Source organism: Rubrobacter tropicus (genome assembly GCF_011492945.1).
Lineage (GTDB): Bacteria > Actinomycetota > Rubrobacteria > Rubrobacterales > Rubrobacteraceae > Rubrobacter_D > Rubrobacter_D tropicus.
This window is the reverse complement of record NZ_CP045119.1, coordinates 1,141,006-1,165,551: the sequence shown is the minus strand read 5'-3', so window position 1 is coordinate 1,165,551 and position 24,546 is coordinate 1,141,006. Positions and strand designations below refer to the sequence as shown.

Annotated in this window: 26 protein-coding genes; 8 read left to right on the top strand and 18 right to left on the bottom strand. The window is 67.2% G+C overall.

The window, feature by feature from the left end:
* Nucleotides 1-67: 67 nt before the first annotated feature.
* The gene (locus tag GBA63_RS05630; protein ID WP_166174244.1) at nt 68-826 is read right to left on the bottom strand and encodes a histidinol-phosphatase HisJ family protein; all 759 of its coding nucleotides are present in this window, start codon (nt 824-826) and stop codon (nt 68-70) included.
* Between the two features lie 96 nt (nt 827-922).
* Here GBA63_RS05630 and cax point away from each other — a divergent pair, with 96 nt between their 5' ends.
* Nucleotides 923-1,957 (top strand): calcium/proton exchanger, encoded by a 1,035-nt coding sequence (gene cax, locus GBA63_RS05625; RefSeq protein WP_207957090.1) that lies wholly within the window; start codon nt 923-925, stop codon nt 1,955-1,957.
* Nucleotides 1,958-2,006: 49 nt separating this feature from the next.
* Here cax and GBA63_RS05620 read toward each other — a convergent pair whose 3' ends face one another.
* From GBA63_RS05620 to GBA63_RS05600, 5 genes are read right to left on the bottom strand one after another with little or no spacing between them, the layout of a single operon-like run.
* Nucleotides 2,007-2,909, bottom strand: a complete 903-nt coding sequence (locus GBA63_RS05620) for a class I SAM-dependent methyltransferase (RefSeq protein WP_166174242.1) — start codon at nt 2,907-2,909, stop codon at nt 2,007-2,009.
* Nucleotides 2,906-3,949 carry a glycosyltransferase family 4 protein gene (locus GBA63_RS05615; RefSeq protein ID WP_207957089.1) on the bottom strand — a complete coding sequence of 348 codons (1,044 nt, stop codon included), beginning with the start codon at nt 3,947-3,949 and terminating at the stop codon, nt 2,906-2,908. Before GBA63_RS05615 ends, GBA63_RS05620 begins: the two co-directional genes overlap by 4 nt.
* Nucleotides 3,950-3,951: 2 nt before the next feature.
* Nucleotides 3,952-4,332, bottom strand: a complete 381-nt coding sequence (locus GBA63_RS05610) for a 6-pyruvoyl trahydropterin synthase family protein (protein WP_166174240.1) — start codon at nt 4,330-4,332, stop codon at nt 3,952-3,954.
* On the bottom strand, nt 4,332-5,372 hold the full coding sequence (locus tag GBA63_RS05605; RefSeq protein ID WP_166174238.1) for a zinc-binding dehydrogenase: 1,041 nt from the start codon (nt 5,370-5,372) through the stop codon (nt 4,332-4,334). The genes GBA63_RS05610 and GBA63_RS05605 overlap by 1 nt, the downstream gene beginning before the upstream one ends.
* Entirely contained in the window at nt 5,350-6,027 is a 678-nt protein-coding gene (locus tag GBA63_RS05600; RefSeq protein WP_228282484.1) for a RibD family protein, read from the bottom strand. The genes GBA63_RS05605 and GBA63_RS05600 overlap by 23 nt, the downstream gene beginning before the upstream one ends.
* Nucleotides 6,028-6,136: 109 nt before the next feature.
* Here GBA63_RS05600 and folB point away from each other — a divergent pair, with 109 nt between their 5' ends.
* The 4 genes from folB to GBA63_RS05580 all read left to right on the top strand — a co-directional run bounded on the left by folB (nt 6,137) and on the right by GBA63_RS05580 (nt 9,184).
* Nucleotides 6,137-6,517: a dihydroneopterin aldolase gene (gene folB / locus GBA63_RS05595; RefSeq protein WP_166174236.1), complete on the top strand. Its 381-nt coding sequence runs from the start codon at nt 6,137-6,139 to the stop codon at nt 6,515-6,517.
* Between the two features lie 141 nt (nt 6,518-6,658).
* A complete protein-coding gene (locus GBA63_RS05590; RefSeq protein ID WP_166174234.1) occupies nt 6,659-7,588 on the top strand; it encodes a 1-acyl-sn-glycerol-3-phosphate acyltransferase in 930 nt (309 codons plus the stop codon).
* A 2-nt stretch (nt 7,589-7,590) separates the two neighbouring features.
* Entirely contained in the window at nt 7,591-8,820 is a 1,230-nt protein-coding gene (locus GBA63_RS05585; RefSeq protein WP_166174232.1) for an MFS transporter, read from the top strand.
* Between the two features lie 19 nt (nt 8,821-8,839).
* Nucleotides 8,840-9,184, top strand: coding sequence for a hypothetical protein (locus GBA63_RS05580; protein WP_166174230.1), 345 nt, complete (start codon nt 8,840-8,842; stop codon nt 9,182-9,184).
* Nucleotides 9,185-9,219: 35 nt separating this feature from the next.
* On the opposite strand, the gene GBA63_RS05575 is transcribed toward GBA63_RS05580, so the two are convergent.
* The 8 genes from GBA63_RS05575 to GBA63_RS05540 all read right to left on the bottom strand — a co-directional run bounded on the left by GBA63_RS05575 (nt 9,220) and on the right by GBA63_RS05540 (nt 19,161).
* Complete coding sequence (locus GBA63_RS05575) at nt 9,220-10,413, bottom strand: glycosyltransferase family 39 protein (RefSeq protein ID WP_166174228.1); 1,194 nt, start codon at nt 10,411-10,413, stop codon at nt 9,220-9,222.
* A gap of 261 nt (nt 10,414-10,674) precedes the next feature.
* Complete coding sequence (locus tag GBA63_RS05570) at nt 10,675-11,922, bottom strand: cation:proton antiporter (protein ID WP_207957088.1); 1,248 nt, start codon at nt 11,920-11,922, stop codon at nt 10,675-10,677.
* Nucleotides 11,923-12,031: 109 nt separating this feature from the next.
* Complete coding sequence (locus tag GBA63_RS05565; protein WP_166174226.1) at nt 12,032-13,138, bottom strand: glucose 1-dehydrogenase; 1,107 nt, start codon at nt 13,136-13,138, stop codon at nt 12,032-12,034.
* A gap of 43 nt (nt 13,139-13,181) precedes the next feature.
* Nucleotides 13,182-14,588 carry a mercuric reductase gene (locus tag GBA63_RS05560; protein ID WP_166174224.1) on the bottom strand — a complete coding sequence of 469 codons (1,407 nt, stop codon included), beginning with the start codon at nt 14,586-14,588 and terminating at the stop codon, nt 13,182-13,184.
* A gap of 63 nt (nt 14,589-14,651) precedes the next feature.
* Nucleotides 14,652-15,611, bottom strand: a complete 960-nt coding sequence (gnd, locus tag GBA63_RS05555) for a phosphogluconate dehydrogenase (NAD(+)-dependent, decarboxylating) (RefSeq protein ID WP_166174222.1) — start codon at nt 15,609-15,611, stop codon at nt 14,652-14,654.
* A gap of 188 nt (nt 15,612-15,799) precedes the next feature.
* Nucleotides 15,800-17,689: a glycoside hydrolase family 15 protein gene (locus GBA63_RS05550; RefSeq protein WP_166174220.1), complete on the bottom strand. Its 1,890-nt coding sequence runs from the start codon at nt 17,687-17,689 to the stop codon at nt 15,800-15,802.
* A gap of 69 nt (nt 17,690-17,758) precedes the next feature.
* The gene (locus GBA63_RS05545; RefSeq protein WP_166174218.1) at nt 17,759-18,793 is read right to left on the bottom strand and encodes a hypothetical protein; all 1,035 of its coding nucleotides are present in this window, start codon (nt 18,791-18,793) and stop codon (nt 17,759-17,761) included.
* Nucleotides 18,794-18,864: 71 nt separating this feature from the next.
* Nucleotides 18,865-19,161, bottom strand: coding sequence for a hypothetical protein (locus GBA63_RS05540; RefSeq protein ID WP_166174216.1), 297 nt, complete (start codon nt 19,159-19,161; stop codon nt 18,865-18,867).
* 223 nt (nt 19,162-19,384) lie between these two features.
* Here GBA63_RS05540 and GBA63_RS05535 point away from each other — a divergent pair, with 223 nt between their 5' ends.
* Together GBA63_RS05535 and GBA63_RS05530 are read left to right on the top strand one after the other, a co-directional pair.
* Nucleotides 19,385-19,990, top strand: coding sequence for an RNA polymerase sigma factor (locus tag GBA63_RS05535; RefSeq protein WP_166174214.1), 606 nt, complete (start codon nt 19,385-19,387; stop codon nt 19,988-19,990).
* Between the two features lie 66 nt (nt 19,991-20,056).
* Nucleotides 20,057-20,332, top strand: a complete 276-nt coding sequence (locus GBA63_RS05530) for an anti-sigma factor (RefSeq protein WP_166174212.1) — start codon at nt 20,057-20,059, stop codon at nt 20,330-20,332.
* 3 nt (nt 20,333-20,335) lie between these two features.
* Here the strand turns inward: GBA63_RS05530 and GBA63_RS05525 are convergent, their stop codons facing one another.
* From GBA63_RS05525 to GBA63_RS05515, 3 genes are read right to left on the bottom strand one after another with little or no spacing between them, the layout of a single operon-like run.
* Nucleotides 20,336-21,103: an ABC transporter permease gene (locus GBA63_RS05525; RefSeq protein ID WP_166174210.1), complete on the bottom strand. Its 768-nt coding sequence runs from the start codon at nt 21,101-21,103 to the stop codon at nt 20,336-20,338.
* Complete coding sequence (locus tag GBA63_RS05520) at nt 21,090-21,845, bottom strand: ABC transporter ATP-binding protein (protein WP_166174208.1); 756 nt, start codon at nt 21,843-21,845, stop codon at nt 21,090-21,092. The genes GBA63_RS05525 and GBA63_RS05520 overlap by 14 nt, the downstream gene beginning before the upstream one ends.
* Nucleotides 21,842-23,083, bottom strand: a complete 1,242-nt coding sequence (locus GBA63_RS05515) for an NAD(P)/FAD-dependent oxidoreductase (RefSeq protein ID WP_228282324.1) — start codon at nt 23,081-23,083, stop codon at nt 21,842-21,844. Before GBA63_RS05515 ends, GBA63_RS05520 begins: the two co-directional genes overlap by 4 nt.
* Nucleotides 23,084-23,201: 118 nt before the next feature.
* Here GBA63_RS05515 and GBA63_RS05510 point away from each other — a divergent pair, with 118 nt between their 5' ends.
* Nucleotides 23,202-23,672 (top strand): hypothetical protein, encoded by a 471-nt coding sequence (locus GBA63_RS05510; protein WP_166174204.1) that lies wholly within the window; start codon nt 23,202-23,204, stop codon nt 23,670-23,672.
* Here GBA63_RS05510 and GBA63_RS05505 read toward each other — a convergent pair.
* Nucleotides 23,669-23,866 carry a hypothetical protein gene (locus GBA63_RS05505; protein WP_166174202.1) on the bottom strand — a complete coding sequence of 66 codons (198 nt, stop codon included), beginning with the start codon at nt 23,864-23,866 and terminating at the stop codon, nt 23,669-23,671. The two genes, GBA63_RS05510 and GBA63_RS05505, sit on opposite strands and share 4 nt — an antisense overlap.
* Nucleotides 23,867-24,546: the final 680 nt, after the last annotated feature.

Below are 24,546 nucleotides of genomic sequence, written 5' to 3'. Positions count from 1 at the left end.
TGGGGCGCCACCTCGCGCCGTCCGCATCGTGGCTGACAGGCTGAAATGCTGACTAGCTGACCAGCTTTCACAGCGCCAGCGTGCCGCGTTCGTGGTTTTCGAAGGTCGCTACTTCGCGGTAGCCTACTTCGTGGACGAGCTTGAGGCTCCTGTCGTAGCCGGCGGCCACCTCGCCGGGGGCGTGGGCGTCGGAGGAGAGGATTATGGGGACGCCGCGGCGGTGGAACATCTCCAGGAACTTCTGGGAAGGGTAGATCTCGCCCACCGGCTTGCGGAGGCCCGCGGCGTTCACGTCGACGACCACGCCGGATTCGGCGACGGCGTCCGCGGTCTCTTCGAGGAGCGGGGTAACGTCTCTTTCGGGGTAGTGGCGGAAGATCTTGATGAGGTCGGGGTGGCCTATGACCTCGAAGCGCCCCGATAGGGCGGCCTCGCGGACGTTGCGGTAGTAGGCCGCGTAGAGGTCGTATGTGTCGTAGCGCTCGTAGATGCTCTGGTCGGTGGCCCGGTCGACCTCGTCGCCGTCTACGCGGTGGACGGAGCCTATCACGTAGTCGTAGGGGAGCGCCGTCGAGTCGGCGTCCATCCGCTCCTCCTGGCCCGGGACGAAGTCTATCTCTATGCCGAGCCGCAACCCGACGTCTTTGCTCTTCTCCCTTGCCTCCTGGAAGGCCGCCACGTCTATCTTGTCCAGGTAGCGGTCGTGTTCGGTTATGCCCATCTGGCGTATGCCCCTGGAGTGGGCCACCTCACAGTAGCTCAGGATGTTCCCGACCGTCATCGGGCGGTCGTCGTGGGCTATGACGTGGAGGTGGTAGTCGATCAAGGGGTCTCACTCCAGGAATATAAGGGTACAAGAACGTTCGGCCCTATCTTATATGATGGGCCGGGCGTTTTGACCGGCGGACGAGGGGAGCTTGCTTTGCGGAGGATCGCTTACGGGGTGACGGCGGCGCTGGCGGCGGCGGTCGTCGTCGCGGAGTTGCTGCACGCGCCGGTGCTAGTCATATTCGCGATCACGGCGCTCGCCCTGATCGGGCTCGCCTGGGTGCTCGGCCAGGCGACGGAGAGCCTCGGCGCCCACTCGGGACCCCGAATCGGCGGCATCCTGAACGCGACCTTCGGCAACGCCGCGGAGCTGATAATCACCATCTTCGCCCTCTCGGCGGGCCTGACGACCGTGGTCAAGGCCTCGATCATCGGCTCCATCATAGGCAACGTCCTCTTCGTGCTCGGCGCGAGCCTGCTACTCGGCGGCCTGAAGAACGGCACCCAGACCTTCTCGGCCACCATCGCCGGCGTCAACGCCTCCATGCTGGCCATCGTCGCCGTCGCCCTCGCCCTGCCCACGATCTTCGCCGCCACGACCCCCGGGACCCCCCCGACCTCCTTGAGCATCGAGGTGGCCGTTGTGATGTTCGTCATCTACCTGCTGTACCTGGTCTTCATCTTCCGCTCCCCGGAAGGCCAGCCGGCCGGGCCCGAGCACGAGCCCCAGTTCGGCAGGATCGCCTCGTTCGTGGTGCTGCTCGGCGCTACCGCGGCGGTCGCCTACGTCTCCGAGGCGTTCGTTGGAGCCCTCGGGCCTCTGACGGAAGATGTCGGGCTCTCGGAGCTGTTCGTCGGCATCATAATCGTGCCCGTGGTCGGCAACATCGCCGAGCACATAGTCGGCGTCCAGATCGCCTACAAGAACCAGATGGACTTTTCTATGGGCATCTCGCTCGGCTCCTCGATCCAGGTGGCCCTGCTCGTCACCCCGATCCTGGTCTTCCTGGGCCCCCTCCTCGGCCATCCCCTCCGGCTCGTCTTCACCCCCCTGGAGCTCGGCGCCCTGGCGGCCTCCGTCATCATCACGGGCTTCGTGGCCCTGGACGGCAGGTCCAACTGGCTCGAAGGCGCCATGCTCCTGGGCGTGTACGTGATCTCGGCCCTGGCGTTCTTTTTTACGCCGTAGCGTCTAACGGTTCGGTGGTTGGCGCAGCGGGCGGGTTCGAAACCCGCCCCTACGGGTTCGTGGGGGGACGTCGCGCGGGCGGGGCTTTGTTTTTGTGTGCCCTCAACCCGTACATCAGGGGGACGGCGGGAACATCCTCGGGCGGGAACATGCGGCGCCCGGACCCCTCGCGCATTCGGGCGAAGTGGCGCTCGCCGTTTGAGTACGGGTACTCTTCGAAGGACGTGATCTTTAGCCCCGCCCCGGCGAGCGCGCTGACGACCTCGCCGAGCCCCCACCGGAACAGGTGCGCCGGCTCCGGGTTCCGGAACCCGCCGACACCGTCGGAGAAGCCGGCGGGCGTGAGCCCGCCTCCGGATTCGGCCACGTAGTCGCCCACGCCTTCTTCGAGAATTGTCTTTTCCCCTCCGCCGGGATAACCGCGCGACGGGTTCCAGTCCTCGTCGAAAACGTCGGCGGCGGGGTGGAAGTCCACGAGCACCAGGCGTCCGCCGGGCGCCAGGACGCCGGCTATTCCGCAGGCCCAGGTTTTCAGGTCGGGAAGCCAGCAGACGACGCCGTAGGAGGCGAAGACGGCGTCAAATCGTTCTTCGCCCTTCGCGTTCTCCGCCAGCCACTCGTACACGTCGGCCCGGACGAACCGGGCCGGCACGCCGCTCTCTTCGGAGAGGCGCCGGGCGGAGCGTACCGCCCCGTCGCTGAGGTCTACGCCGGTCACGTCTGCTCCGAGTAGGGCGAGGCTCAAGGAGTCGCCGCCTGAGTTGCATTGCAGGTGCGCCACGGCCCGTCCCGACAGTTCCCCCAGAAGCCCGAGTTCTTCGGGAAAGAGTGTGGAACCACCGTTCTTCAGGAAGCCCGCGAGGTCCCCGCGGTGGCTGTCGTGCGCCCCGACTACCGCGTTCCACGAACGGCGGTTCTGGTCGAGCCTCCCGTCCGGATGCGGGACGCTCACCTCCCCCGCTCCTCTACGATTTCCCCCAACGCGGCGAGGAACCCGTCCACCGTGTCCCTCCAGCGCGGAAGGCCGGCGGCCCTCTGGAGCGCGGCGGCGGACATCTTCTCCCTGAGGCCGGCGTCGGAGAGGAGCCGGTCCAGCGCGTCGGAGAGGGCTTCCGGATCGCCGGCCGGGACGAGCAGGCCTGTCCCATCGCCGACGACCTCGGGGACGGGCCCGACGGTGCAGGCGACGACGGGAAGCCCAAAGGAGAGCGCCTCTGCGTAGACGATGCCGTAGCCCTCGTAACGGGATGGCAGCGCGAAGATGTAGGCCGAGGCATAGAGACCGGCCAGGGTGTCATCGTCTACGGGGCCGTGTACGAGGATGGAAGGGTCGTAGGACGCGGCCTCGCGCACCTTTGTCGCGTAAGGGGCGTCGGCGTCCGTCTCGCCCACGAGGTCGAGCATGGCCCCGGGCGTATCTTTCGTACCCCAGGCCCGGACCAGGTCGAGGACGCCTTTGCGTGGGATCCACTGCGCCACGCACAGGACGCGCGGGGGCCCTTCACGAAGAAGCCCCCTTTCGAGACCGCGCCCCAACCCGTCGAAACCGGGCGGTACCACGCGGACGCGGGCGGCGGGGGCGCCCCTCTTTAGCAGAACCTCTTTTCCGTGGTCGCTCACGGCGACGATCCGGTCGGACCGGAGGATGGGCGCCTCGAACGGGCGCTCCCGGTCGGACGCGGCAGGGTCCGCGACACCTGGCAGTTCGTGTACCAGCGCGACGACCGGGCGGCCCGACCGCCAGCGATCGAGGTGTGGGGCGACGACGACGCGGGCCAGGGCGTCGACCACGACCGCGTCGAAGGGGGCGGGGTCGAACACGTTTCCGAAAGCAGGTGCTGCCGCGGCCTGGGCCCGCGGGTCCGCACCGCAGGGGACGAAGACCTCTACCTTCGCACCGTTCTCCTTTAGCCCTTCGAGAAGGCGCCTGTTGTACAGGTAGCCCCCCGTGAGACGGGCCGCGTCCCCGACCGTGACGAACGCGAGGCGCACGGTCAGTCGAGGGCCCCTTCGCGGGCGGCGTAGACCTGCGGCGACTCCCAGACGCGGACCGCAAGCGAGGCGAGGCCGCGGCCTCGGAGGGAGGGCGAAATCCCATCCCAACAGAAACCCGCCACGACCTCGGCCGTGGTGTTCTTGCCGGCGAGCCCCGGAACCTCGTCGAGATCCCGGTAGTGCAGGGAGGCGGCGACGCCGTCGACCGTCTCGCGGAGCACACCTATGTCGAACAGGGTGCCGTCTTCAGCCAGATTTTCCCCGCGCACCACCGCTTCCAGCCTGTACGTGTGGCCGTGGGTGCGGGCCGCGGGCCCGAAATGCTCGCCTCTGAGGCGATGGGCCGCCTCGAAAGACGCCGCGACGTATACCTCGTACATCAAGCCTCCCCGTAATCAAAGACCACCTGCACGGCCCCGACGTCGCCCCGGTCGAGCATCCCGTAGACGCCGGGCGCCTCCCCGAACGGTACCCGGTGGGAGACGAACGAATCGAGCGGGAGCAGCGGGTCTTGGAGCAACGAGATCACGGCCTCGGCCCTCCGCCCGCGGTCCCAACGCGCCCCAAGCTCCGGGGTCATCCGTCCGACCTGCGACGACTTTATCTTCACCCTTCCCCGGTGAAACCGTCCGCCCAACGGGAGCCCGACCTCCTTCTTCCCGTACCAGGACGCCGCCACAACCGTCCCCTCGACCGCCACGCACTCCACGGCCGCCGCCAGCGCGGCGCCCGACCCGCTGGCCTCGACCGCGACGTCGGCCCCGCGCCCGCCCGTCGCCGCGAATACGCGCCCCTTCGGGTCCTCGTCCGGCCCGAAAACCGCGTCCGCGCCCATCTTCAGGGCGAGCTCTCGGCGTTCGGGTACGGGCTCGACGGCTAGGACAGAGGTGCCGGACATCTTGAGGAGCCGGGTTACGAGCAACCCGACCACGCCCTGACCGAAGACCAGGGCAGTCTCCCCGAGGCGCGCCGGGGAATCGTGGACCACGTTGAGGGCGGTCTCCATGTTCGCGAAGAAGACGGCCCGCGAGAGATCCAGGTCCCCGGGCAGGCGCACCGGGAGGTCCGCCGGAACGGTGAAGACGTCCTGGTGCGGGTGGTGGACGAAGACGGGGTCGCCGGGCGCGAGGTTCTCGACGCCCGGCCCCGTGTCCAGGACGCGGCCGGCCGAGGCGTAGCCGTGCTTTATCGGGAACGAAAAGCCCCCGGCGAAGGTGGGCAGGTCGAGCGACAGGTCTTCCGGAACCTCGCCCCGGTAGACGAGCATCTCGGTGCCGTGGCTCACCGCCGAGAGGACCGCCCTGACGCGCACCTCGCCCTGTCCGGGGACCGGGACGGTCTCCGGGCGCAGCTGTGCGACGCGCCTGGCGGGGAACCAGAGGGCCGTCGCTTTCAGGCTATCCCGCGCGGCTGACCTCATCCCGATCCGCCGGGTACTCGACGCGCCCGTCGAGGAGCAGGTCCCCGCCGCGCGGCGTGAAGGTTACGTCCGTCAGGGAGATGGACCTCGCGAGGTCCCTGATGCCGAGGTCGCCGACGGCCTCTATCCCGGCGCCGAGAATCTTCGGCGCCACGCAGACCGCCAGGCGATCCACGAGCTCTTCGCGCAGGAGGGCTGTTATCAGGGTCGCGCCTCCCTCGACCATCACGGAGCGTACCCCGAGGCCGTCCAGACGGCGCAGTAGCGCCCCGAGATCCACCCCGCCACCGGGGCCGGGGGGAAGCCGCAGGACCGTGGCTCCCAGCGACTCCGCCTCCCCGCAGCGTGCTACTGCGGCGCGGCCGGTTACGGCCAGAACGGTTCCCTTGGCCGCGCCTCCGGCCAGAACCGCCGCGCTCGTCGGGGTCCGCAGGGAGCTGTCCACGACGATCCGGAGGGGGTTCTCGCCCCGGGCCAGGCGGACGGTCAGGCGCGGGTCGTCCCGTATCACCGTTCCCACGCCGACCATGACGGCGTCGTGCGAGGCGCGCAGCTCGTGGGAGAAGCAGAGCGAGTCGGGGGCGCTGATCCACTGCGAGCTCCCGTCCAGGGTCGCCAGGCGGCCGTCGAGGGTCTGGGCGTAGCTAACGGTGATGGCCGGGCGTTCGATGGGCTTCTCCTCTCACTCCACCACACGGAAGGTTAGCACGGGCGACCTGAGACCCGCTGGCGCGGGGGTGCCACCGGGCCCTATACTGCGCCGGATGAACGGTGAGACCCACGACCGCATTCTCCTGGAAGGCATGATCTTCCACGGCCGTCACGGCACCCTGGCGGCCGAGCGCGAGCTCGGACAACCCTTCGTCGTCGACGTCGAGCTCAGCCTGGACCTCAGGCCCGCGGGCCTCTCGGACGACCTGACCAAGACCGTGGATTACGGCGAGGTCCACGGCCTCGCGAAGCAAGTGGTCGAAGGCGAGCCCGTCGGCCTCACCGAGACCGTCGCGGAGCGCATAGCGAACGCGACCCTGGAAGAGCACCCGCTCGTCGAAGCCGTGCGGGTAAAGGTAAAAAAACCGAACGTGAGGCTCGGCGACACCGTGCTAGACGGCTCGGCCGTCGAGATCCTGCGCCGCAGGCCCTGACCCCTCGGGCCCCGGCCTCACAACCGACCGCGACACCGTTGCGTATCTACCCCTGAGAGAGGAGAAGAGGCCCGCGCGGCGCAAAGATGGCCCATTTGCGGGATGAGCCTTCGCCCGTTCGGTTCCATACTTGGGCTGCCGGTGGATCACACAACAGGGAGAAACGCTCTGGAAAACACGCACACGCTGCCCATCGCGGCCCCGGCGCGGACACCGGCCCGCGAAGAGCGCATCCGGGCGCTGGCGGAGGTCTGCGTGGAGGACCTGATCTCCGCTTTCGGGCTGGGGAATCTTGGACCGGGCGCCGTCCGGTCGTTTCTCGAGTTCCTCTCTTCCGTCCCGGCGCGGCGGCTGGCGGGCCAGATCTCGACCTACGACGACATCGTCGGGGAATCGGGCCTTCCGGCGGGCGGTGCCTGGGCCCTGGATCAGATGTCCCGCGGCGTCGTGGTCGAGGGCGCGGACCGCATTCCGCGCGAAGGACCGCTGCTCGTCGTGTCGAACCATCCGGGCCTCGCCGACGCCGTGGCCCTCTTCGCCGCGATGCCGAGGAACGACCTGAGGGTGATCGCCGCCGAACGGCCCTTCCTCTCAGCCCTCCCGAACACCACGCGGGCCCTGATCCCGGTCCCCGACACCCCGAACGGCCGTCCGGGCGCAGCCAGAACGGCGGCCCGCCACCTGCGAAGCGGCGGCTCCGTCATCACGTTCCCCGGCGGCAGGATAGAGCCCGACCCGGCGGTGTTGCCGGGGGCGTCCGAGGCGCTCGAAGCCTGGTCGGGGAGCGTGGACGTGTTCGCCCGGCTCGTCCCGGGCCTCACGGTCGTCCCGGCCGTCGTGAGCGGCGTGATCTCGGCCTCCGCGCTCCGCAACCCCATCGCCCTTCTCCGCCGCGCCCCGAGCGACCGCGCTTGGCTTTCGGCCACGCTCCAGATGCTCGTGCCGGCCCTCAGGAACGTAACCACCCGCGTCGAGTTCGGCCCACCGCTGCGCGCCGGTGAAGGCGGCCCCGTGAGCCGCAGGACGATCGAGGAGGCCCGACGCATCATAGAACGGCTGGGGGCAAGCTAGCGATGCGCCGCCCCGCGACGACCTTCCTGTTCGTGACGGTCTTCGTGGACATGCTGGGCTACGGCCTCGTGGTCCCGCTCCTGCCTTTCTACGCGGGCGGGCTCGCGAACGGCGCGTTCCTGGTCGGGATACTCGGGTCTCTCTACGCGGCGATGCAGTTCTTCGGCGGGCCCTTCCTCGCCGGCCTCTCCGACCGCGTCGGACGCCGGCCCGTCCTGGTGACCTGCCTCCTCGGCGCCTCCCTCGCGTACGCGCTGCTCGGGCTGGCCGGGACCTTCGCCATGGTCGTGGTCGCCGTGGCGCTCGCCGGGGCCGCGGCCGGGACGCAGGCGACGGCCCAGGCTTTCATGGCGGACAGCACCGCACCAGAGGATCGGGCAAAGGGCCTCGGCCTCCTCGGGGCGGCCTTCGGGCTCGGCCTGATGGCGGGCCCCCTGCTCGGCGGCCTCCTGAGCCTCCAGTCCCTCCAGGCCCCGGCCTTCGCCGCCTCCGCCCTCGCGCTCCTGAACGCGGCCTTCGGCCTCTTCGTCCTGCCGGAGTCCTTGCCCGAAGGCCGCCGCACCCGCACGGCGCTCCTCCGCCTCGACCCGTTCTCCGGGCTCGTCAGGACGGTAAGGATGGGCGGCACGGGCCCGCTCCTCCTCGCCGTCTTCCTCCTGAACCTCTCCTTCGCCGGCCTCCTCACCAACTTCCCGCTCTTCTCCGGCGCGCGCTTCGGGTGGGGGGCTGCGGAGAACGCGTTCTTCTTCGCCTTCGTCGGCGCGTGCGCCGTGCTGACGCAGGGCGGGCTCGTCGGGCGGTTGCAGAAACTTTTCGGCGAGACGAGGCTCGCCTTCGGCGGGCTCGCTCTCACGGCGCTCTCCCTCGCGCTCGTCGGCGCCTCGCCAACCGGGTGGTTGCTCTACCCGGTCGTCGGCGCCCTGGCCGTGGGCGCGGGGCTCGCCATACCGGCCCTCACGGCGCTCCTCTCGCGGCGGGCGCCGGCGGAAGAGCAGGGCCGGCTCATGGGGGGCGTCCAGGCGGTCCTGAGCCTCGCCCTCATCTCAGGCCCGCTAATGGCCGGGGCCGCCTTCGACGACCTCGGCGTCCCGGCGCCGTACTTCATCGGCGCCGTTCTGGCTGCCCTCGCCCTGCCGGCCGTGGCGTTGTCCCTGCCGAAAGGGCGCACGGCACCCGCCCTCGATACGGACGTAGGCGTGCCCGAGACCGGGCGTGTCTCCGGGAGAACATGATCCAGAAAGGAGCTGCACCATGACCACGGCGGCCTCTTCGACCTTGACGCTCAGGATCGGCATAATCGTGCTGACGCTGGTGACCGCGATAGTCCACCTGTACCTGGGCTTCCAGGGCCTCCCGCTCTTCGTCCTGAACGGCATAGGCTACCTCGCGCTTCTGGCCGCTCTCTACCTGCCCATCCCACCCCTCGCACCGTACCGGAAGACCATAAGATGGGTCCTCGTCGGCTACACGGCCCTCACGATCGTCCTGTGGCTCGTCATAACGGGCGGGGCCAGCACCGTCACGGGCTACATCGACAAGGTGGTCGAACTGCTCCTGATCGCCCTGCTCGTAACGGAAGCCCGGGCCGACAGGTAAGACACTATCCAGGGCGACCGAAGCCCGCAGAGCCCTTACGCCACCCACCGCCAGGTGACGAAGAGCGCCGTCAACGCCACGCCCAGGCCGCCCGAGAACACCAGCCAGGCCGTGAGCGTCCACCTGGACCGCGACAGAAAATATCCGAGCACGAGAAAGACGGGGAAAGCCCCTAGCACGAAGCGCGGCAGGCTCATAAGCGGGAACCGGTCCGAGGGCGTAAGCACGGGCAACAGCACGAGAATGGCGGCGTACACCGAGAGCCCCGGCGGCAGCACGAAGAGCCCCAGGAGCGCCACTACCAGAAAGAAGACCAGGAACCCCAGGTTGAGCACGTTAGAGGCTTCGAGCGCCGGCGTGGCATCGGCGCCGAGAAAGAGCGCCGCCGGGTCCAGCACGTACTCCATCCCGACCCCGGCCGCCGTCCAGGCGTCACGGAGCGTCGCGAGGGGCCCGGAGGCCTCCCTGTTCCAGTAATCGCCCTGTTGCCGGACGAAGACGAACGGCTCCCCGAACCTCGCCCACAGGTAGGCCGCGTACGCCGCCAGGCCCGACGGAACGATGGTCATGCCAAGCACGCCGCGCGCGCCCAGCTCCCGCCGGTGCCGCACCCACTCGAAAAAGAGCGGCACCAGCAACAAGACGCCGAGGTTGCGCGTCGCCGCGGCGAGCGCCCCCAGAAGCCCGGCAACAAGAAAGTCCCGCCGCACGAGGGCGGCCCACAGGGTGCCCGTGGTCAGCGCCAGAAAGAGCGACTCCGTATAGACCGCGTTCAGGAAGAACGCGGTCGGGAAGAAGGCCAGGCAGAGCGTGGCGGCGCGGGCGGCCCGCGCGTCGAACAGGTGCTCCGAGATCCGGTAAACGAAGAACAGCGCGAGGAGGGCCGATACGAGGGAGATCAGGACCCCCCACAACGCGGGCCCACCCCCGATAACGGTCCCGACTTTGACCAGCATCGGGTAGAGCGGAAAGAACGCCGTGGAGGCCGGTTCGCGCCCCCCGTAGCCTTCCGTGGCTATCTCCGAGTACCAGGCCCCGTCCCAAAGCGCCCAGTAGTCCCAGAATCCGGATGGTCCCAGGGGGTCTCCGGCCGGGTCGGCCTGGGGAAGAGTTGCCGCGGCGAAGGCGCCGACGCCCATGAACAAAAGCCTCGACAAGACAAACGCCGCGAAGACGAAAACCCACGCGTCCCGGCCCCGGGGGCGTTTAGCGTCGGAAGTTCGGGCCATAAAACCGGCATCCGGGGACAGAGAAAAGCGCCCGCCCGGGGAGCGCGCCGCAGAAGCCAGGCGCGTGGTTGCGTGGCCCGATACCGCACCGAACCAAATCCTGACGCAAGACGGCCCGCATACGTCCGATTGTAGCTTCTCACCGGGATCTTCTCTTTCCGCGGGGACGTAAGACCACGGCCCTGCCGAATGCGCCTGACAGGGCCATTCGGGGCAGGGCCGTCAGACCTCACGCAGACGAGGCCCCCTGAGGGTACGATCTCACGGACGCTCCTGGCGGATAATCGGGGCGGGCCGTCCCTGGTCCGTGTCCCGCGTCGCCGCCGGTTTCGGACCGGCCCGCAGGAGCATGAGGGCGCCGAGCGGGAACAGGACCACGGACAGGAGCCCGGCCACAACCATGGCCGCCCCGACCGCGGGGCTCATGATTCCGAGACCCATCCCAATCCCCGTGGCTGCCACGATGAACGGTAGCGAGGTCGCCTGCAGCAGCCCGGCCGCCAGGGAGTCCCTGTTGCCGACCATCGGCCTGTAGAGGATCGCCGGAACCCCGCGGGCCAGCAACAGGGCGATGAGGAACACGGGCACCAGCGCGAGCGCCGAACCGCCGGAAAACAGGGCGCGCACGTCGAGTTGTATGCCACTGGTGACGAAGAAGAACGGGATAAAGATGCCGAAGCCGACCGCCTGGAGCTTGGTGTGGAAGCCTGCGTGGGTCATCATCTCGTCGCGGTCGAGCAACCTGAGCATCGCCCCGGCGAAGAAGGCGCCCAGGATCACCTCCAGCCCGAAGAGCTGCGCGACCACGACGAGGCCGACGAGCAACAAGAAGGCTCCCCGGACCCGGATCTGGGCGCTCGTATCCTGTAGCCTCCGCAGGGCGGAGCTCAGACGCCGCGAGTGTTCGACCCCGCCAAGCGCGACACCCGTGACGACGACCAGCGCGACGAAAGCCCCGATCAGGAACAGGGTGGACCCGACGCCGCTGGAATCGCCCGAGAAGAAAAGGCTGAGAAGTATGATCGCGCCGAAATCGGCTATGGACGACGCGGCTATGACGAGCTGGCCGAGCGTGGTCCCGGCCCGACCGGCGTCGGTCAGCACCGGGATCACGATGCCCAGAGAGGTCGCGGACAGGATAATCGCCACGAGCAGCGGAGCCTCAACGAGGCCCGCGGCGTAGAGCCCGAAACCGATACCGAGCGCGACGGCCAGGGAGATCACGAAGCCGGCGGCGGCGCTGCGAAGCCTCGGGCCCCGCAGATGGTCTATATCGATCTCAAGCCCCGCCAACAGCAGCAAGAACGCGAGCCCGAGAAGGGCCAGAACCCGCAGCGGCAGGTCCACCTCTACCAGCCCGAAGACCGCGGGGCCGACCAGGATGCCGGCCCCGATCTCGAGCACGACCGAGGGAACGCGCACGGCGGGCAAGAGCCCGAGGCCGAGCGGCACCGCGAAGGCGATGGCCGCGACTATGAAAACTCCTGTAAGGGTTATCTCTGGCATCATGATCAACTCGCAGTCTGGAACGTGTCACGGGTCTCCGTGCCGGCGACGGCGCCGCAGTTCCCGTTCGTGAAGCGTCGGGAAGGCCGGGACTCGGCCTCCCTCCCCGCGTTCAGTGTTGGCCGTTCACTTCGACAAACACCTTGATAGCGCTCTTCTCTTCGGTGAGCAGGCGGATCATCTCCTCGTAGTTGCCGAGACCCCGCACGCGATGGGTGAGCAGTCGGCCCAGCCAGCCCGGGTACTGCGCCTCCGCAAGAGCCATGTCCGAGACGCCGCGCTCGAAGTACGCGCGGTTGGCGTTTACGGAACCCACCGCGACCTTGTTGCCGAGCACGAAGCCGAGCATGATCCTGTCGCCCGGCACCTCGACGGTGCGATCCCCGCCGCTGATGCCGGTCAGCACCAGCACGCCGTTCTTGCCGAGAGCCTCCATGCTCTCGAACACGACGCCGCTCACGCCCGTCGCCTCGAAGATTATGTCGAATGGCCCGTGCTCCCCTGCGGCCTCTAGGAGCGGCGTCTCGCGGGTGCTGAGGTAGCGCGCGCCGACGGCCTCCACCAGGTCGCTGTTGAGCGTGGGCGGCGCGGTCCGGGCGAGCGTCGTCACCTCCAGGCCCCGCAACCTCAACGCCAGGGTCGCGAGCAGCCCGAGGGTTCCGGCGCCGACGACCGCCGCCCTGGCCGGCCTCCAGACCTTGAGGCGGCGCTGTATCTCGTAGGCCTGCTCTATCCCCTTCTCGACGACGCTGGTCGGCTCAAGCAAAACGCCCACGTCCTCGAGGGCGTCGGGGACCTTGACTATGTACTCCGGGTCGTCGACGTAGCGTTCGGTCAGGTAGCCGTGGCGCAGGTTGATGCCGCGCTCGTAGTACGTGTCGTCTGTCGTCATGTCGTAGGTGCCTATACGGTCGTAGATGCTGCCGCCGGGCCGCCTGACGGTCGCCACCACGTAGTCGCCGGGCGCGATGTCGCGCACGTTAGGACCCACCTCCAGCACGCGTCCGAAGGACTCGTGTCCGGTTACCAGCACGTCGTAGCCCTCGGGGGCCGCGCCGTACTCTGCGGCGTTGATCTCCTTGTCCGTACCGTCCACGCCGACGCGCAAGACCTCGACGAGCACGCCCCGACCACCGGGAACGTCCTCGACGTTCGGCTCCGGCAGGTCGGCGAGGTGGATGGTGTCCTTCTTTCCGGGGAAGACCGCCACTGCTTTCATGGGTAGCTCCTTTGCGATCTGTTCCAACGTCTTCGAATAGCCTCTACACCGCGGCTCCCTGCCGCTGCCCGACGTTGGAGAAAAGGGTGTTGAGCGACTCGGCGAGGGTCGGATGGGAGAAGACGCCGTCCCGCAGGGTCGTGTAAGGGATTTTGCCCATCATGGCTATCTGGATCATCGCCATGATCTCGCCCCCCTCGACCCCGAGGACCGCGCAGCCGAGTATCTGACCATTCTCCGCATCTACGATGGCCTTCATGAAGCCCCGCGTCTCGCCCATCTCTATGGCGCGGGCCACGTAGGTCATCGGTATCTTCGCCACGTAGAACTCGAGGTCCCTGTCCCTGGCCTCCCGCTCGCTCAACCCGATCCGGCCGAGCTGCGGATCGATGAACATGGTGTAGGGAACCAGGCGATCCGCGATAGTGGCATCTCCCCCATCGAGCAGGTTCGCTCTAATGACGCGGAAGTCGTCGTAGGAGATGTGGGTAAAGGCCGGACCTCCCTTTATGTCCCCCAGGGCGTAGACGCCCTCCACGTTCGTCTCCAGGCGCCCGTTCACCTTGATAAACCCGCGCCGGTCCGTCTCGATGCCGGCGGCGTCGAGGCTGAGCTTCTCGGTGTTCGGCGGGCGGCCGGCGGCTACGAGGAGGTGCGTGCCTTCCAGCGCGCGCTCCCCCTCGGGCGTGTCTACTCTCAGGTGGACCCTGCCCCCGCTATCCTGCTCTACGAGCCGGGTTTGGGTGTTGAGGAGGACCTCGATTCCGTCCTCGCGCAGGATCTCCGCTACCTTCTCGGCCACGTCGGCATCCTCGCGGCCCATCAACTGGCCGCTGCGCTGCACGACGGTTACCCCGCTTCCGAAGCGGCGGAACATCTGGGCGAACTCGATCCCGACGTAGCTGCCGCCGAGGACCAGCAGGTGCTCCGGGAGCTCGTCGAGCTCCATGATCGAGGTGGAGTTCAGGGCTGGCACGGCGTCCAACCCGTCTATCGGCGGGTTGGCGGGCCGGGCTCCGGCGTTGATGAAGATGGTATCGGCGTCCAACTCAAGCGATCCGCCGTCTGTCCGCACCATCAGCGTCTTCGGGCCGGTGAAGCTGGCTTCGCCGAATATCAGATCCAGGTTTCTCGTCTCTTCGAGCCGGTTCTGGTTGCCGTCGCGAAAGCTGTCGACGATGCTCTGCTTGCGCCGGCGCACGGCGGCCAGGTCCACGCCCACGAGGCCGTTTCGGACGCCGAACTCGCCCGAGCGCCGGTCCACGTAGGCGGTCTTCGCGCTGGCTACCATCGTCTTGGTGGGGGTGCAGCCCTCGTTTATGCAGGTGCCGCCGACGTGCTCGCGTTCGATCAGGGCCGTCTTGCGCCCCGACCCGGCGAGCTCCCGGGCCAGCGGGGTCCCGCCCTGGCCCGAGCCGATCACCACGGCGTCGTAGTGCTGTGCTGCCATGAAGGGGTCCTTCCTCTCGAACCTCAGCCCGAAAAGCGCGGGCTGAGGTCATCCTGTATGGGCCTAGCTTGCCGGGAAGCCGCCGATGCGTCCCGTCCTGCGCTCCTGGACCACGGCGTCGCTGTGGCCGTAGGCGTGGCCGCCGAAGCCGTGGCGCATCATGGCGATGGCCCTTGCCCAGTTCTTCTCGTCGTCGCGCGAGGCGAAGAGTTGCATCACGGCCTGCGAGATGACGGGAACCGGCACCTCCATGTGGAGCGCGTCGTCGACGAGCCAGTTCACCTCGCCCGTGTCGTCGACGTAGGAGGGGATGTCCTTGACGCCGTTCGAGCGGTAGGCTTCTTCCAGAAGGTCTATAAGCCACGACCTGACGACCGAACCGTGCCGCCAGCAACGCAGGACTTCGGCGATGTCGAGGTCGTCGCGGTAGTGCGTGAGCAGGTCGACCCCCTCGCCGATGGCCTGGAGCATCCCGAACTCTATGCCGTTGTGGACGAGCTTGGTGAAGTGCCCGGCTCCCGGAGGCCCGGCGTGGACGTAGCCGTCATCTATGGCGAGGTCGAGCAGCATGGGCTCGACCCGCGCCATGGCCTCGGGCTCGCCGCCCGCCATAAAGCAGGCGCCGTTGCGGGCGCCGTCCACGCCACCGCTCGTCCCGAGGTCGACGAATTGAATGCCCCGCTCCGACAGGCGCCGGTGGCGCCGGATCGAGTCCCCCCAGTATGAGTTGCCGCCATCCACGAGGATATCCCCGCCTTCGAGCTCGGCGGCCAGGTCGTCGAGTAGCGTGTCGACCACAGGGCCGGCCGGGATGTAGAGAAAGACCACCCGCGGGGGGGCGAGCTGCTCCTTGAACTCTGCCAGGGTGTGGATCTCGACGAGCCCGGCCTCGACCATGTCCTCCGGCGCGCTGTGGCGCGTAAAACCGACCACGCGCATCCCCTTGTCCATGGCCTGCCTGGCGAGGTTGCCGCCCATCCGGCCCAGACCAACTACACCGTACTCCCTCTTCGCTTCCGTCATCGCCTCGCTCCTTTCGTCTCTCTACCACAGCCTTTTCAGGATCGCCCGAGCCGGGGCGCCGTCGCTATGCTCCACCTCGATCGGCAGGCACGCGAGCTCGTACTCTCCCGGCGCTATCTCCGAGAGATCCAGGCCCTCGATGGTCGATCCAACCCCCGGTCAGCCGTTTTCGTTCCGTACGCATCCTGCTATCCCCCGGTCCCGAGCGCCCGGTCGAGGTTGTAGGCGGCGCTTATGAGGGTCAGGTGGGTGAAGGCCTGGGGGAAGTTGCCCAGGGCCTCGCCGCTGGCCCCGATCTCCTCGGCGTAGAGACCCAAGTGGTTGGAGTATCCGAGCATCTGCTCGAAAATGAGCCTGGCCTCTTCGAGCCGGCCTGCCCGCGTCAACGCCTCGACCAGCCAGAAAGTACAGAGGCTGAAGGTTCCTTCTTCTCCGGTTAGCCCGTCGGACGACTTCTCGACGTCGTAGCGGTAGACGAGGCTGTTCGAGACGAGGCCATCGTCTTTGGGTGGGCGGTTGATGGCGTCGAGGGTTTTTAGCATCCTCGGGTCTTTGGGGGAGAGGAAGAAGACGAGGGGCATCATCAGGTTGGAGGCGTCGAGGGTGTCGTCGCCGTAGGACTGAACGAAAGCGTTGCGCTTCGGGTTCCAGCCCTTGTCCATGATCTCCTCGTAGATCTCGTCGCGCACCTTCAGCCACCGCTCGCGGTCGGCCGGGAAGGATCGCTTGTCCGCGAGCCTGAGGCCCCGGTCCACGGCGACCCAGCACATCAGGCGCGAGTACACGAAGTTCCTGCGCCCGCCGCGGGTCTCCCAGATCCCCTCGTCCTCGTTCTGCCAGTTGTCGCAGACCCAGTTGATCAGACCCCGCAGGTGGGTCCACAGCTCGTGCGAGATGGGGTCGCCGTGCTTGTTGTAGAGGTAGACGGCGTCCATCAGCTCGCCGTAGATGTCGAGCTGAAGCTGGTCGTAGGCGCCGTTGCCGATCCTGACCGGGCTGGACCCCTTGTAGCCTTCGAGGTGATCTAGGGTCTCCTCGGTCAGGTCGCTCCGGCCGTCTATGCCGTACATGAGCTGCAGGGAGCCGTCGGCGTTCGAATGCTGGCAGCGCGACCCGAGCCAGCCCATAAACCCCGCGGCCTCCTCGGTGAAGCCGATGCGGAGCAGGCCGTAGAGGGTGAAGGCGGCGTCCCGGATCCAGGTGTAGCGGTAGTCCCAGTTCCTCTCGCCCCCGATCCCCTCCGGCAGGCTGCTGGTCGGGGCCGCCACTATCGCGCCCGTGGGCTCGTAGGTGAGCAGCTTGAGCGTCAGCGCGGACCGGCGGACCATCTCGCGCCAGCGCCCTTTGTAGGTGCACTTGGAGAGCCAGCGGCGCCAGTACTCGACGGTCTGCACGAATAGCGCCTCTTCTTCCGCCTTTGAGAAGCAGACCCCGCAGTCATCGGAGGCCTCTATCTGGCGCAGCACGAAGACGGCGGACTGCTCCTCCCGCAGCGTGAACTCGGCGACGGCCCCGTCTCCCCGTTGCTTCAGGGGGAACAAAGACGCCAGGCCGAGGCCGAGGTCGGGGGAGCGGAAGGTGGCGCCGCCTGGCACGATCTCCGTCCGGTGCTCCGCCCGGGCGTAGTCGAAGGCCGGGGTGCATTCCATCCGGAAGTCCATGGTGCCGCGCACCACCTCGACGCGGCGCACGATCTGGTGCCGCCCCTGGCCTTCGCCCGAGAGACCTATCGGCATGTAGTCCGTCACCTCTCCCACGCCGTCCGGGGTGAAGAAGCGCGTGACGAGCACGTTTGTGTCGGGCCAGTAGAGCTGCTTGTGGCTCGCGCCTCCCGTGGCGGGTGAGATCTTGAATCGCCCGCCCTTCTCACTGTCGAGGATGGCGGCGAAGACGCTCGGGGAGTCGTGGCGCGGCAGGCACAGCCAGTCTATCGAGCCGTCTATCCCGACCAGCGCCGTCGCGTGCAAATCGCCGATGATCCCATAATCCTCTATCGGCTGGTAGCCCGCGGCGCCGTCTCCCGTCCTGCCCTCGGGGCTGGTCTGCTCCGGCCTCTGGTGCGTCTCTTCGATCTTCATGCCTCTCTCCTTGCTTCTTTGCGTGTTGCGGGCCGGGGAGGTGACCACCTCCCCGGGCATACCGCGCGGTTAGAACTCCGCGATGATGGGGCAGTTGACGACGAAGCCGCCGGCCTTGAGGCCGTTCAGCCTCTCGTTGGCCGGTCCGTCCCCGCCGCTGACCACCTGCCCGTCCCCGACGGCGCCGGCGACCTCGGAGAAACTGGCCAACCGCGCGCGCTCTCCGGCGCTTGTGGCCGCGGCGGTCCACACCGCGGGATGCACGTCCCAGAGCGGGCTGTAGCGGGGATGCGTGGCCGGCCATTGCAGGATGTTCAGCGGGTCTTGCCCGTCGAGGAGCGCCGAGGAGAGTCCCTGGCGCTGCGGGTTGTTGGCGCCCGTGGCGCCGTTGACCACGGCGACGAGCCCGGTTCGGGCCGAGGTGTCCGCCTCGTCGGAGGCGACGCCGGGGGCCGCGTCTAGGTTCGGGGCAAAGGTCGAGGCTTCGAGCGCCGCCGCGCCCGTGTCGGAGGCATCGGTGCTCAGGTAGAGGACCTTCTTCCCGCCCTGTCGACCCTCCGTGAGCTCCAGGGTGACCTGCTTCGCCCTGAAGTTTATGCGCACGACCTTGTCGTGGCGGCCCGTGTTGTTGGCGATCTGCTCGGCGTTGAGGACGGTGCGCCCGTTCGTCGAGATCAGGGGACTGTATCTCGCGTCCCCGGCCGATCCAGGCGTCGCCACGCTCGGCGGGAACCCGGTGGGGCCGGCGACCACCCTGTGAACGGGCCGGAAGTCCACGGTGCCTGGGAACTTGACGAGGCCACCTGCCACCGTCACCCGCTGGACGGCCTTCGTGCCGAGGGCGTTGGCGAGCTTCGGCGCGTGGTTGACCCCGCGCCTGGCCGCGTCGGCGCGGTTGGAAGACTCCGTGACCACGTACCACGTCGCCTGCCCGGTCGCGGTCTTCCCCTCGAACAGCGGGAACGTCGCCGTCTTCCCCGCCCGGTCTATCTCGATGGCGCCAGGCAGCACCCCGGCGGCGGCCTTCGCGGTAGCGGCGCTACCCCCGGCGACCAGCAACAGGGCGAAGATCGCCCCCGACAAAATAGTTGCTGCGCGTTTCATACGACTTGCTCCTCTCTCTCGGCCGCCAACCCGCGTGACGCAAAAGTTGGACCGCCACCCTTACGCCACGATCAATCGTTTCTTGCGCCTCTCTCGAGACCGGATACGGTCGCGGCGGGCGTGACCTCCGAGCCGCAGGCCGGGCAGTGATACACCCCATCCGGGAGGCGCCGCATCTCGGGGTGGCCGCACTCGCAGGCGTGACCGCCGATGGCGTCCGGCAGCGCGGCTATCTCGTCCATGGTCTCGAGAACGTCCGCTTCCACGACGCGACCGCAGGAATCGCAACGCGCCAGCAAACCGCGTGGCCGCAACCCGCGCGCCTCGCAGAACGGGCAAACCCGGGCTCCGGACTCCCTCCGTTCCATCTCCAATCCTTTCTTCGCCCTACACCATCAAGTAACACCCATCACTTTTATTGAGCGCGTTGGAGACCGGGCTCTTACCTTCCGGTCCTGGCTTTTTTCTTGCTCCCCAAGCAAGGCCGGTGGGGGGCGCGGCGAGGAAGACCGTTCGGGGGGCGAGCCCGGGCGCCAGCTCTTGTACAATGGGCGTGGTGATGGCCGGCGTGGGCGGCAGGGACGGTTTCCTGTGAACGAGCGCAGCAACGATCAGTGGCTCGCCGAGCTACGAGGCTCCCGAAGAGACGAGGCAATCGCTGACCTCCGTCGCGTTCTGGTACGCGGCCTGAGGGCCGGCCTGCGCGGGAGGTTGGGATACGCGGACCCTTCCGTCGAAGACTTCGCCCAGGAGGCGCTCATCAAGATCCTCGATAACCTGGATTCTTTCAGGGGCGATTCGCGCTTCACCGTCTGGTCGCAGAAGATCGCCGTAAGGGTCGCCTTCGCGGAGATGCGCCGTCTGAGGTGGCGCGACGTGTCGCTCGAAGACGCGGTCGAGCGCCACGTTCAGGCCGAGCCCGCCGACGCCCTGGCCGACCCCGAGAGGGAGGCTACCTGCGGGATGCTGATGTCGCAGATGCGGCGGTATATCGACGAAGAGTTGACCGAGAGACAACGAACGGCCCTGCTGGCCGCGATGGGCGGGATGCCGATGGAGATCGTGGCCATCCGCATGGGCAGCAACCGGAACGCCGTCTACAAGCTGCTGCACGACGCCCGCAAGAGGCTGAAACGGAGGATGGCGGAGGATATGCTCTCGCCGCAAGACGTGCTCGCGGCGTTCGCCGGTAGGTAAGACCATGCCGGCAAAGCGCATCTAATGTCAAAGAGAGATATGTTCGACAGAGAGATATTCAAAGCAGTGGTCGGAGAGATAGACGACACCCGCGAGGTGGAGAAGCTCGGCTGCGACGACTGCTTCGAGCGGGTGGACGGCTTTATAGAGGCGGAACTCTCCGGCCTCAACGCCTCGGAGGCCATGCCGCTTGTCCACGAACACCTCTACATCTGCGGCGAGTGCCGCGACGAGTTCGGGGCACTTCTGGAGGCCCTTCGGGCGGTCGAAGACCCCTCGAGCCCCGTCCCGGAAGTCCTGGACAGGCTCTGGCGCCGCGTCACCCCCAGCTACGCCCGGTAAACCTCAGTAGCGAAGGTTCGGGCCGCGGCTTATGGCCCACCAGGCGCCGCAGAAGGCCAGAACGGAGATCAGGAAGACCATCCCGAGCGTGGGGTACGGGTTCAAATCGGAGATGCCAAGGGTGGCGAAGCGGGCCGCGTCGACGGTGTAGAAGATGGGGTTGAAGAACGTGGCCACCCTGAGCGTGTCCGGCAACATCCCGACGGAGTAGAAGACCCCGCCGAGGAAAGTGAGCGGCTGGATCACGATGCTGGTCAAGAACGAGATGTGCTCTATCTTCGTAGCCAGGGCGCCCACCATCGTCCCCAAGGAGGAGAAGGCGAAGGCGGCGAAGAGCCCGATGACGACGAGCAGCACCGGGTGCTGGACGCCGACACCCACGAACGGGATGCCGACGAGAAACGTGCAGGCACCCATCACCACGCCCCGCAGGGTCCCGCCCAAAGAGTACGCGAGCGCTATCTGCAAATTGCTCATCGGGCTTATGAGCACCTCGTCTATGTAGCGCTCGCGCTTGGCGTCGAAGACCGACCAAGACGAGTTCATCTGCGAGTTCGTGACGAGGCTCATCAGGGCTATGCCGGGGAGGATGTACTCCAGGTAAGGGACGCCCTCTATCTCTTTGATGCGGGTGCCGAGGGCTATGCCGAAGACGACGAGGTAGAGCAGGGAGGTCAGGATCTGGGGCAGTATCGTCTGCATCCAGACGCGCGTGAAGCGCAGGACCTCGCGCGAGAGTAGTGTCCTGAAGGTCCGGTCAGTTAGAAGCATCGCCTATCACCTTCATGTAGACCTCTTCGACGTTCGCCGCGTCGTAGCGCTCCTTCAGCTCCGCGCTCGTGCCCTGGGCGGAGATCCTGCCGCCGTCTATGAGCGCTATCTCCTCGCAAAGCGCCTCCGCCTCCTCGAGGTAGTGCGTCGTAAGCAGTATCGTCATGCCGCCGCGGTTGAGCTCGCGAACGTAGCCCCAGAGGCTGTAACGCAGCTCCACGTCGACGCCCGCGGTCGGCTCGTCCAGGAAGAGCACCTTCGGGTCGTGCATGAGGGCGCGGGCGAACATCACCCGCCGCTTCATCCCGCCAGAGAGCGTGTTCGTCCTCTGGTCGCGCTTCTCGACGAGGCCGAAGCGTTCGAGCAGCTCCTCGGCCTTGTCCTTCGCCTTCTTCTTCGGAACGCCGTAATAGCCGGCGTGGAAAGTGAGGACCTCCTGGACGGTGAGGAACTTGTCGAGGTTGATCTCCTGCGGCGAGACCCCGATCATGCGCCGCGCCTCCCGAAACTCCTTGAACGCGTCCTTCCCGTAGACCTCGACGGTCCCCGAGTCCGGCCGCGCAAGGCTCACTATGCTGTTTATGAGCGTGGTCTTCCCGGCCCCGTTCGGCCCGAGCAGCCCGAAAAACCTCCCGCCATCGACCTCGAGAGAGACACCGTCGAGCGCCCGGAACCCGTTCTTGTAGGTCTTCTTGAGCTTTTCGACCTTGAGGGCGGGAACGCCTTTCTTGGAGACGCTCATCGCAGCGCCTCCGCAGCGGCCTTCTCCCCGGACAACATGGACCCGTTGATGGAGGAATCTTCCGTGTACTCGCCCGCCAGGAAGAGCCCCGGCGTCCGCGTCCGGTTGCCCGGCAACCCCTCGTGGACGCCAGGCGGCTGGGCGAACTGGCCGTAGGGGATGCGCCTCAGGCCCAGCGGCCGGAACTCGGCGTCCGGGTACCACCGGCTCACGTCCTCCACACCCCGCCGCAGGAGCTCGTCGTCGGGCCTGTCGAGCCCGGTCAGGGCGACGGCGTAGAGGAGGTGTCGCCCCGGCGGGGCGTACTTTTCGGAGACGTTGCTCATCTCGGAGGCGTTGTTGACGAAGGGGACCTCGTCGGCGTTCAGCAGGATCTTCCTCCCGTCGTCGAGCCCGCTCGTCTCGTAGTACAGGCAGACCTCCCCGACCGAACCCTCGGGGGTCCTCTCTCCGGTGAGGTCGCCGGCGGTCGGCGCGTCGGTGGCGACGACGACGGCGTCGGCCTCGTGCTCCCGACCGTTTACCGCAACACCACGTACCCGCCCGTTCTCGCGCAGGAGCGAGCCGACCGGGCTGCCCAGATGAACGTCCTCCTCCGGCAAGTGGGAAGCCAGATGTTTGGGGATCTCACCCATCCCCAGCGCCGGAACGACGGTCCGGCCGGTGGCGAGCATCCTGAAGGTGAAGCGCAGGACGCGGGAGCTCGTCGTCAGGGTCCGGTTGAGCGTGATCCCACCATAAAACGGCCTGAAAAACGAGTCTATGTACCGCTCGGACAACCCGGACGATCTCAGATACTCGAGCGTCGAGACGTCGGCCCCCCCGTTCTCGCGCCCCGCGCTCGTGGCCGTCCCGGGCAACGTCTTCGCCGCCACCCCGACGGTGCGGAGCTTGTCCCCGAAGGTGGCGTCACCCGAGAGCAGCGTCGGCAAGAACGCCTTCGGGTCGCGGACGGGGTCCGAGAGCACGCTCCGCTCTTCGCCCCGGTGAACGATGGCCCCCGGGTCGAAGACGCGGAAGTCGAGCGCCGCATAGTCCAGGTGCCTCTTCGAGACCGGATAAGACGTGAAGTACACCTGAAAGCCCCGGTCGAGCAGGAACCCGTCCTTCTCGTCCGTGCGCACGCGACCGCCGACGCCGTCCGAAGCCTCGAAGACGACGACCTCGGCGCCACTCTCTCTCAACACCTTTGCGCAAGTAAGGCCGGCAAGCCCGGCCCCGACGACGATAACCTTCATAGAGGCAAGAGTGTAACGCACCGATCCGGAACGACCGTTAAGTCTTTCTCACGCCGACGGACCGTCGGCGGGATGCCCCAGCATCGCTGATGCACTTCTGACGTACAATGCCGTCGGGATGGGAAGCAGGCTATTCATCGTCGCCGCCGTGTTGGTGCTCGTGGTCGGCGTCGTGGGTCGCATCACCTACGAGCGTACGCTCAACACCGCCACGCCCGCATACGCGCAGGACGAAGACCCCACCATCGGTCGAGACTGCGGCGACTTCCGCTCACAGGCAGAAGCACAGGCCGCGTTGAGGCAGAACCCGTCAGACCCCGACGTACTAGACGAGGACGAAGGGCCGGACGACGGCGTGGCGTGCGAAAGCACGGACTACGACAACCGCGCAAGAGACGAAACACCCGTCGCCGCAGCCATCGGAACCGGAAGGGACGACACCGAAGACGGCAACGCGCAACGCACACCGCGCCGCAACAGCGATCTGTTACAGTCGGGCGGTCCGGCACACGGACCGGTACTCGCCATGCCGGACGGTAGTTGCTTGCCGGAGTACCCCGTCAAGCGCAACGGCTACTGTTATCGCTAGACCGCTTGCCTCGCGTTGGCGGCAATACGTCGAGCGCTGCGTGAAGCAGACTCCATCTCGAACACCACATCCTCAAAGACCGCTTCCAGATACCTGAAGACGCCCGTCTCACCCTGCGCGCGGGCGCCCTCCAACGCCTCGGCCAACCACGTCAGCGTGGCAATACGATCGTCCGCAGTTATCGTCACTGTCAAGCGCTCTCCCAGCCCAAGTGCCAATATAACCATCGTAGCAACCAGCCGCGCCGTTGTGATGCATACTTCGGGCCAATCTCGCCCGATCAGCGACTTCTAAGATTGAACATCCGGACTATGTGCGGTACGAATGTAAGTCACTTGGTGTCCACTCCTCCTTTCCCTTTCCCCACTTTTCACCCCTAAAGGCGGGCACCAAGTTCCTCCATCGCCGCGCCACGTCGGGGTACCCGTGCTGGATGCCGATGTGAACTATGAGTTGGAAGGAAGAGGCAACGTCGGGTGCGGGAAATCTAAGGGCGTGCGCCGGAACGCCTTGAAGCGTCGGAAGAACCCCTTGACCAATCGACACGGAATCGCCGGCGTTCTTTATCTCGAAGAACACGCCACCGCTAGCGAGGCGTTGACCGCATGGGCCGAAGACGTGCGACAGTTGCAGACCACTCGCCCGCGCAAGGCAGAGAAGTCGCAGGCCACGACGGACCGACTCGCCCCGCTAACGGAATGGTGAGTATGCACTAAAGCGGTTTGCAGAGAGGTAGAACCTCTCCGCAAAGCTTTCAGCCATCAGCGGTCGGCTTTCAGCAAGAACAAAAAAGCCGACCGCTGAGAGCGGAGGCGAAGCCGGAGCGGGCCGATAGCCGACCGCGCGGATCCCGGAGTCCCGTTGAGGTCTTGAT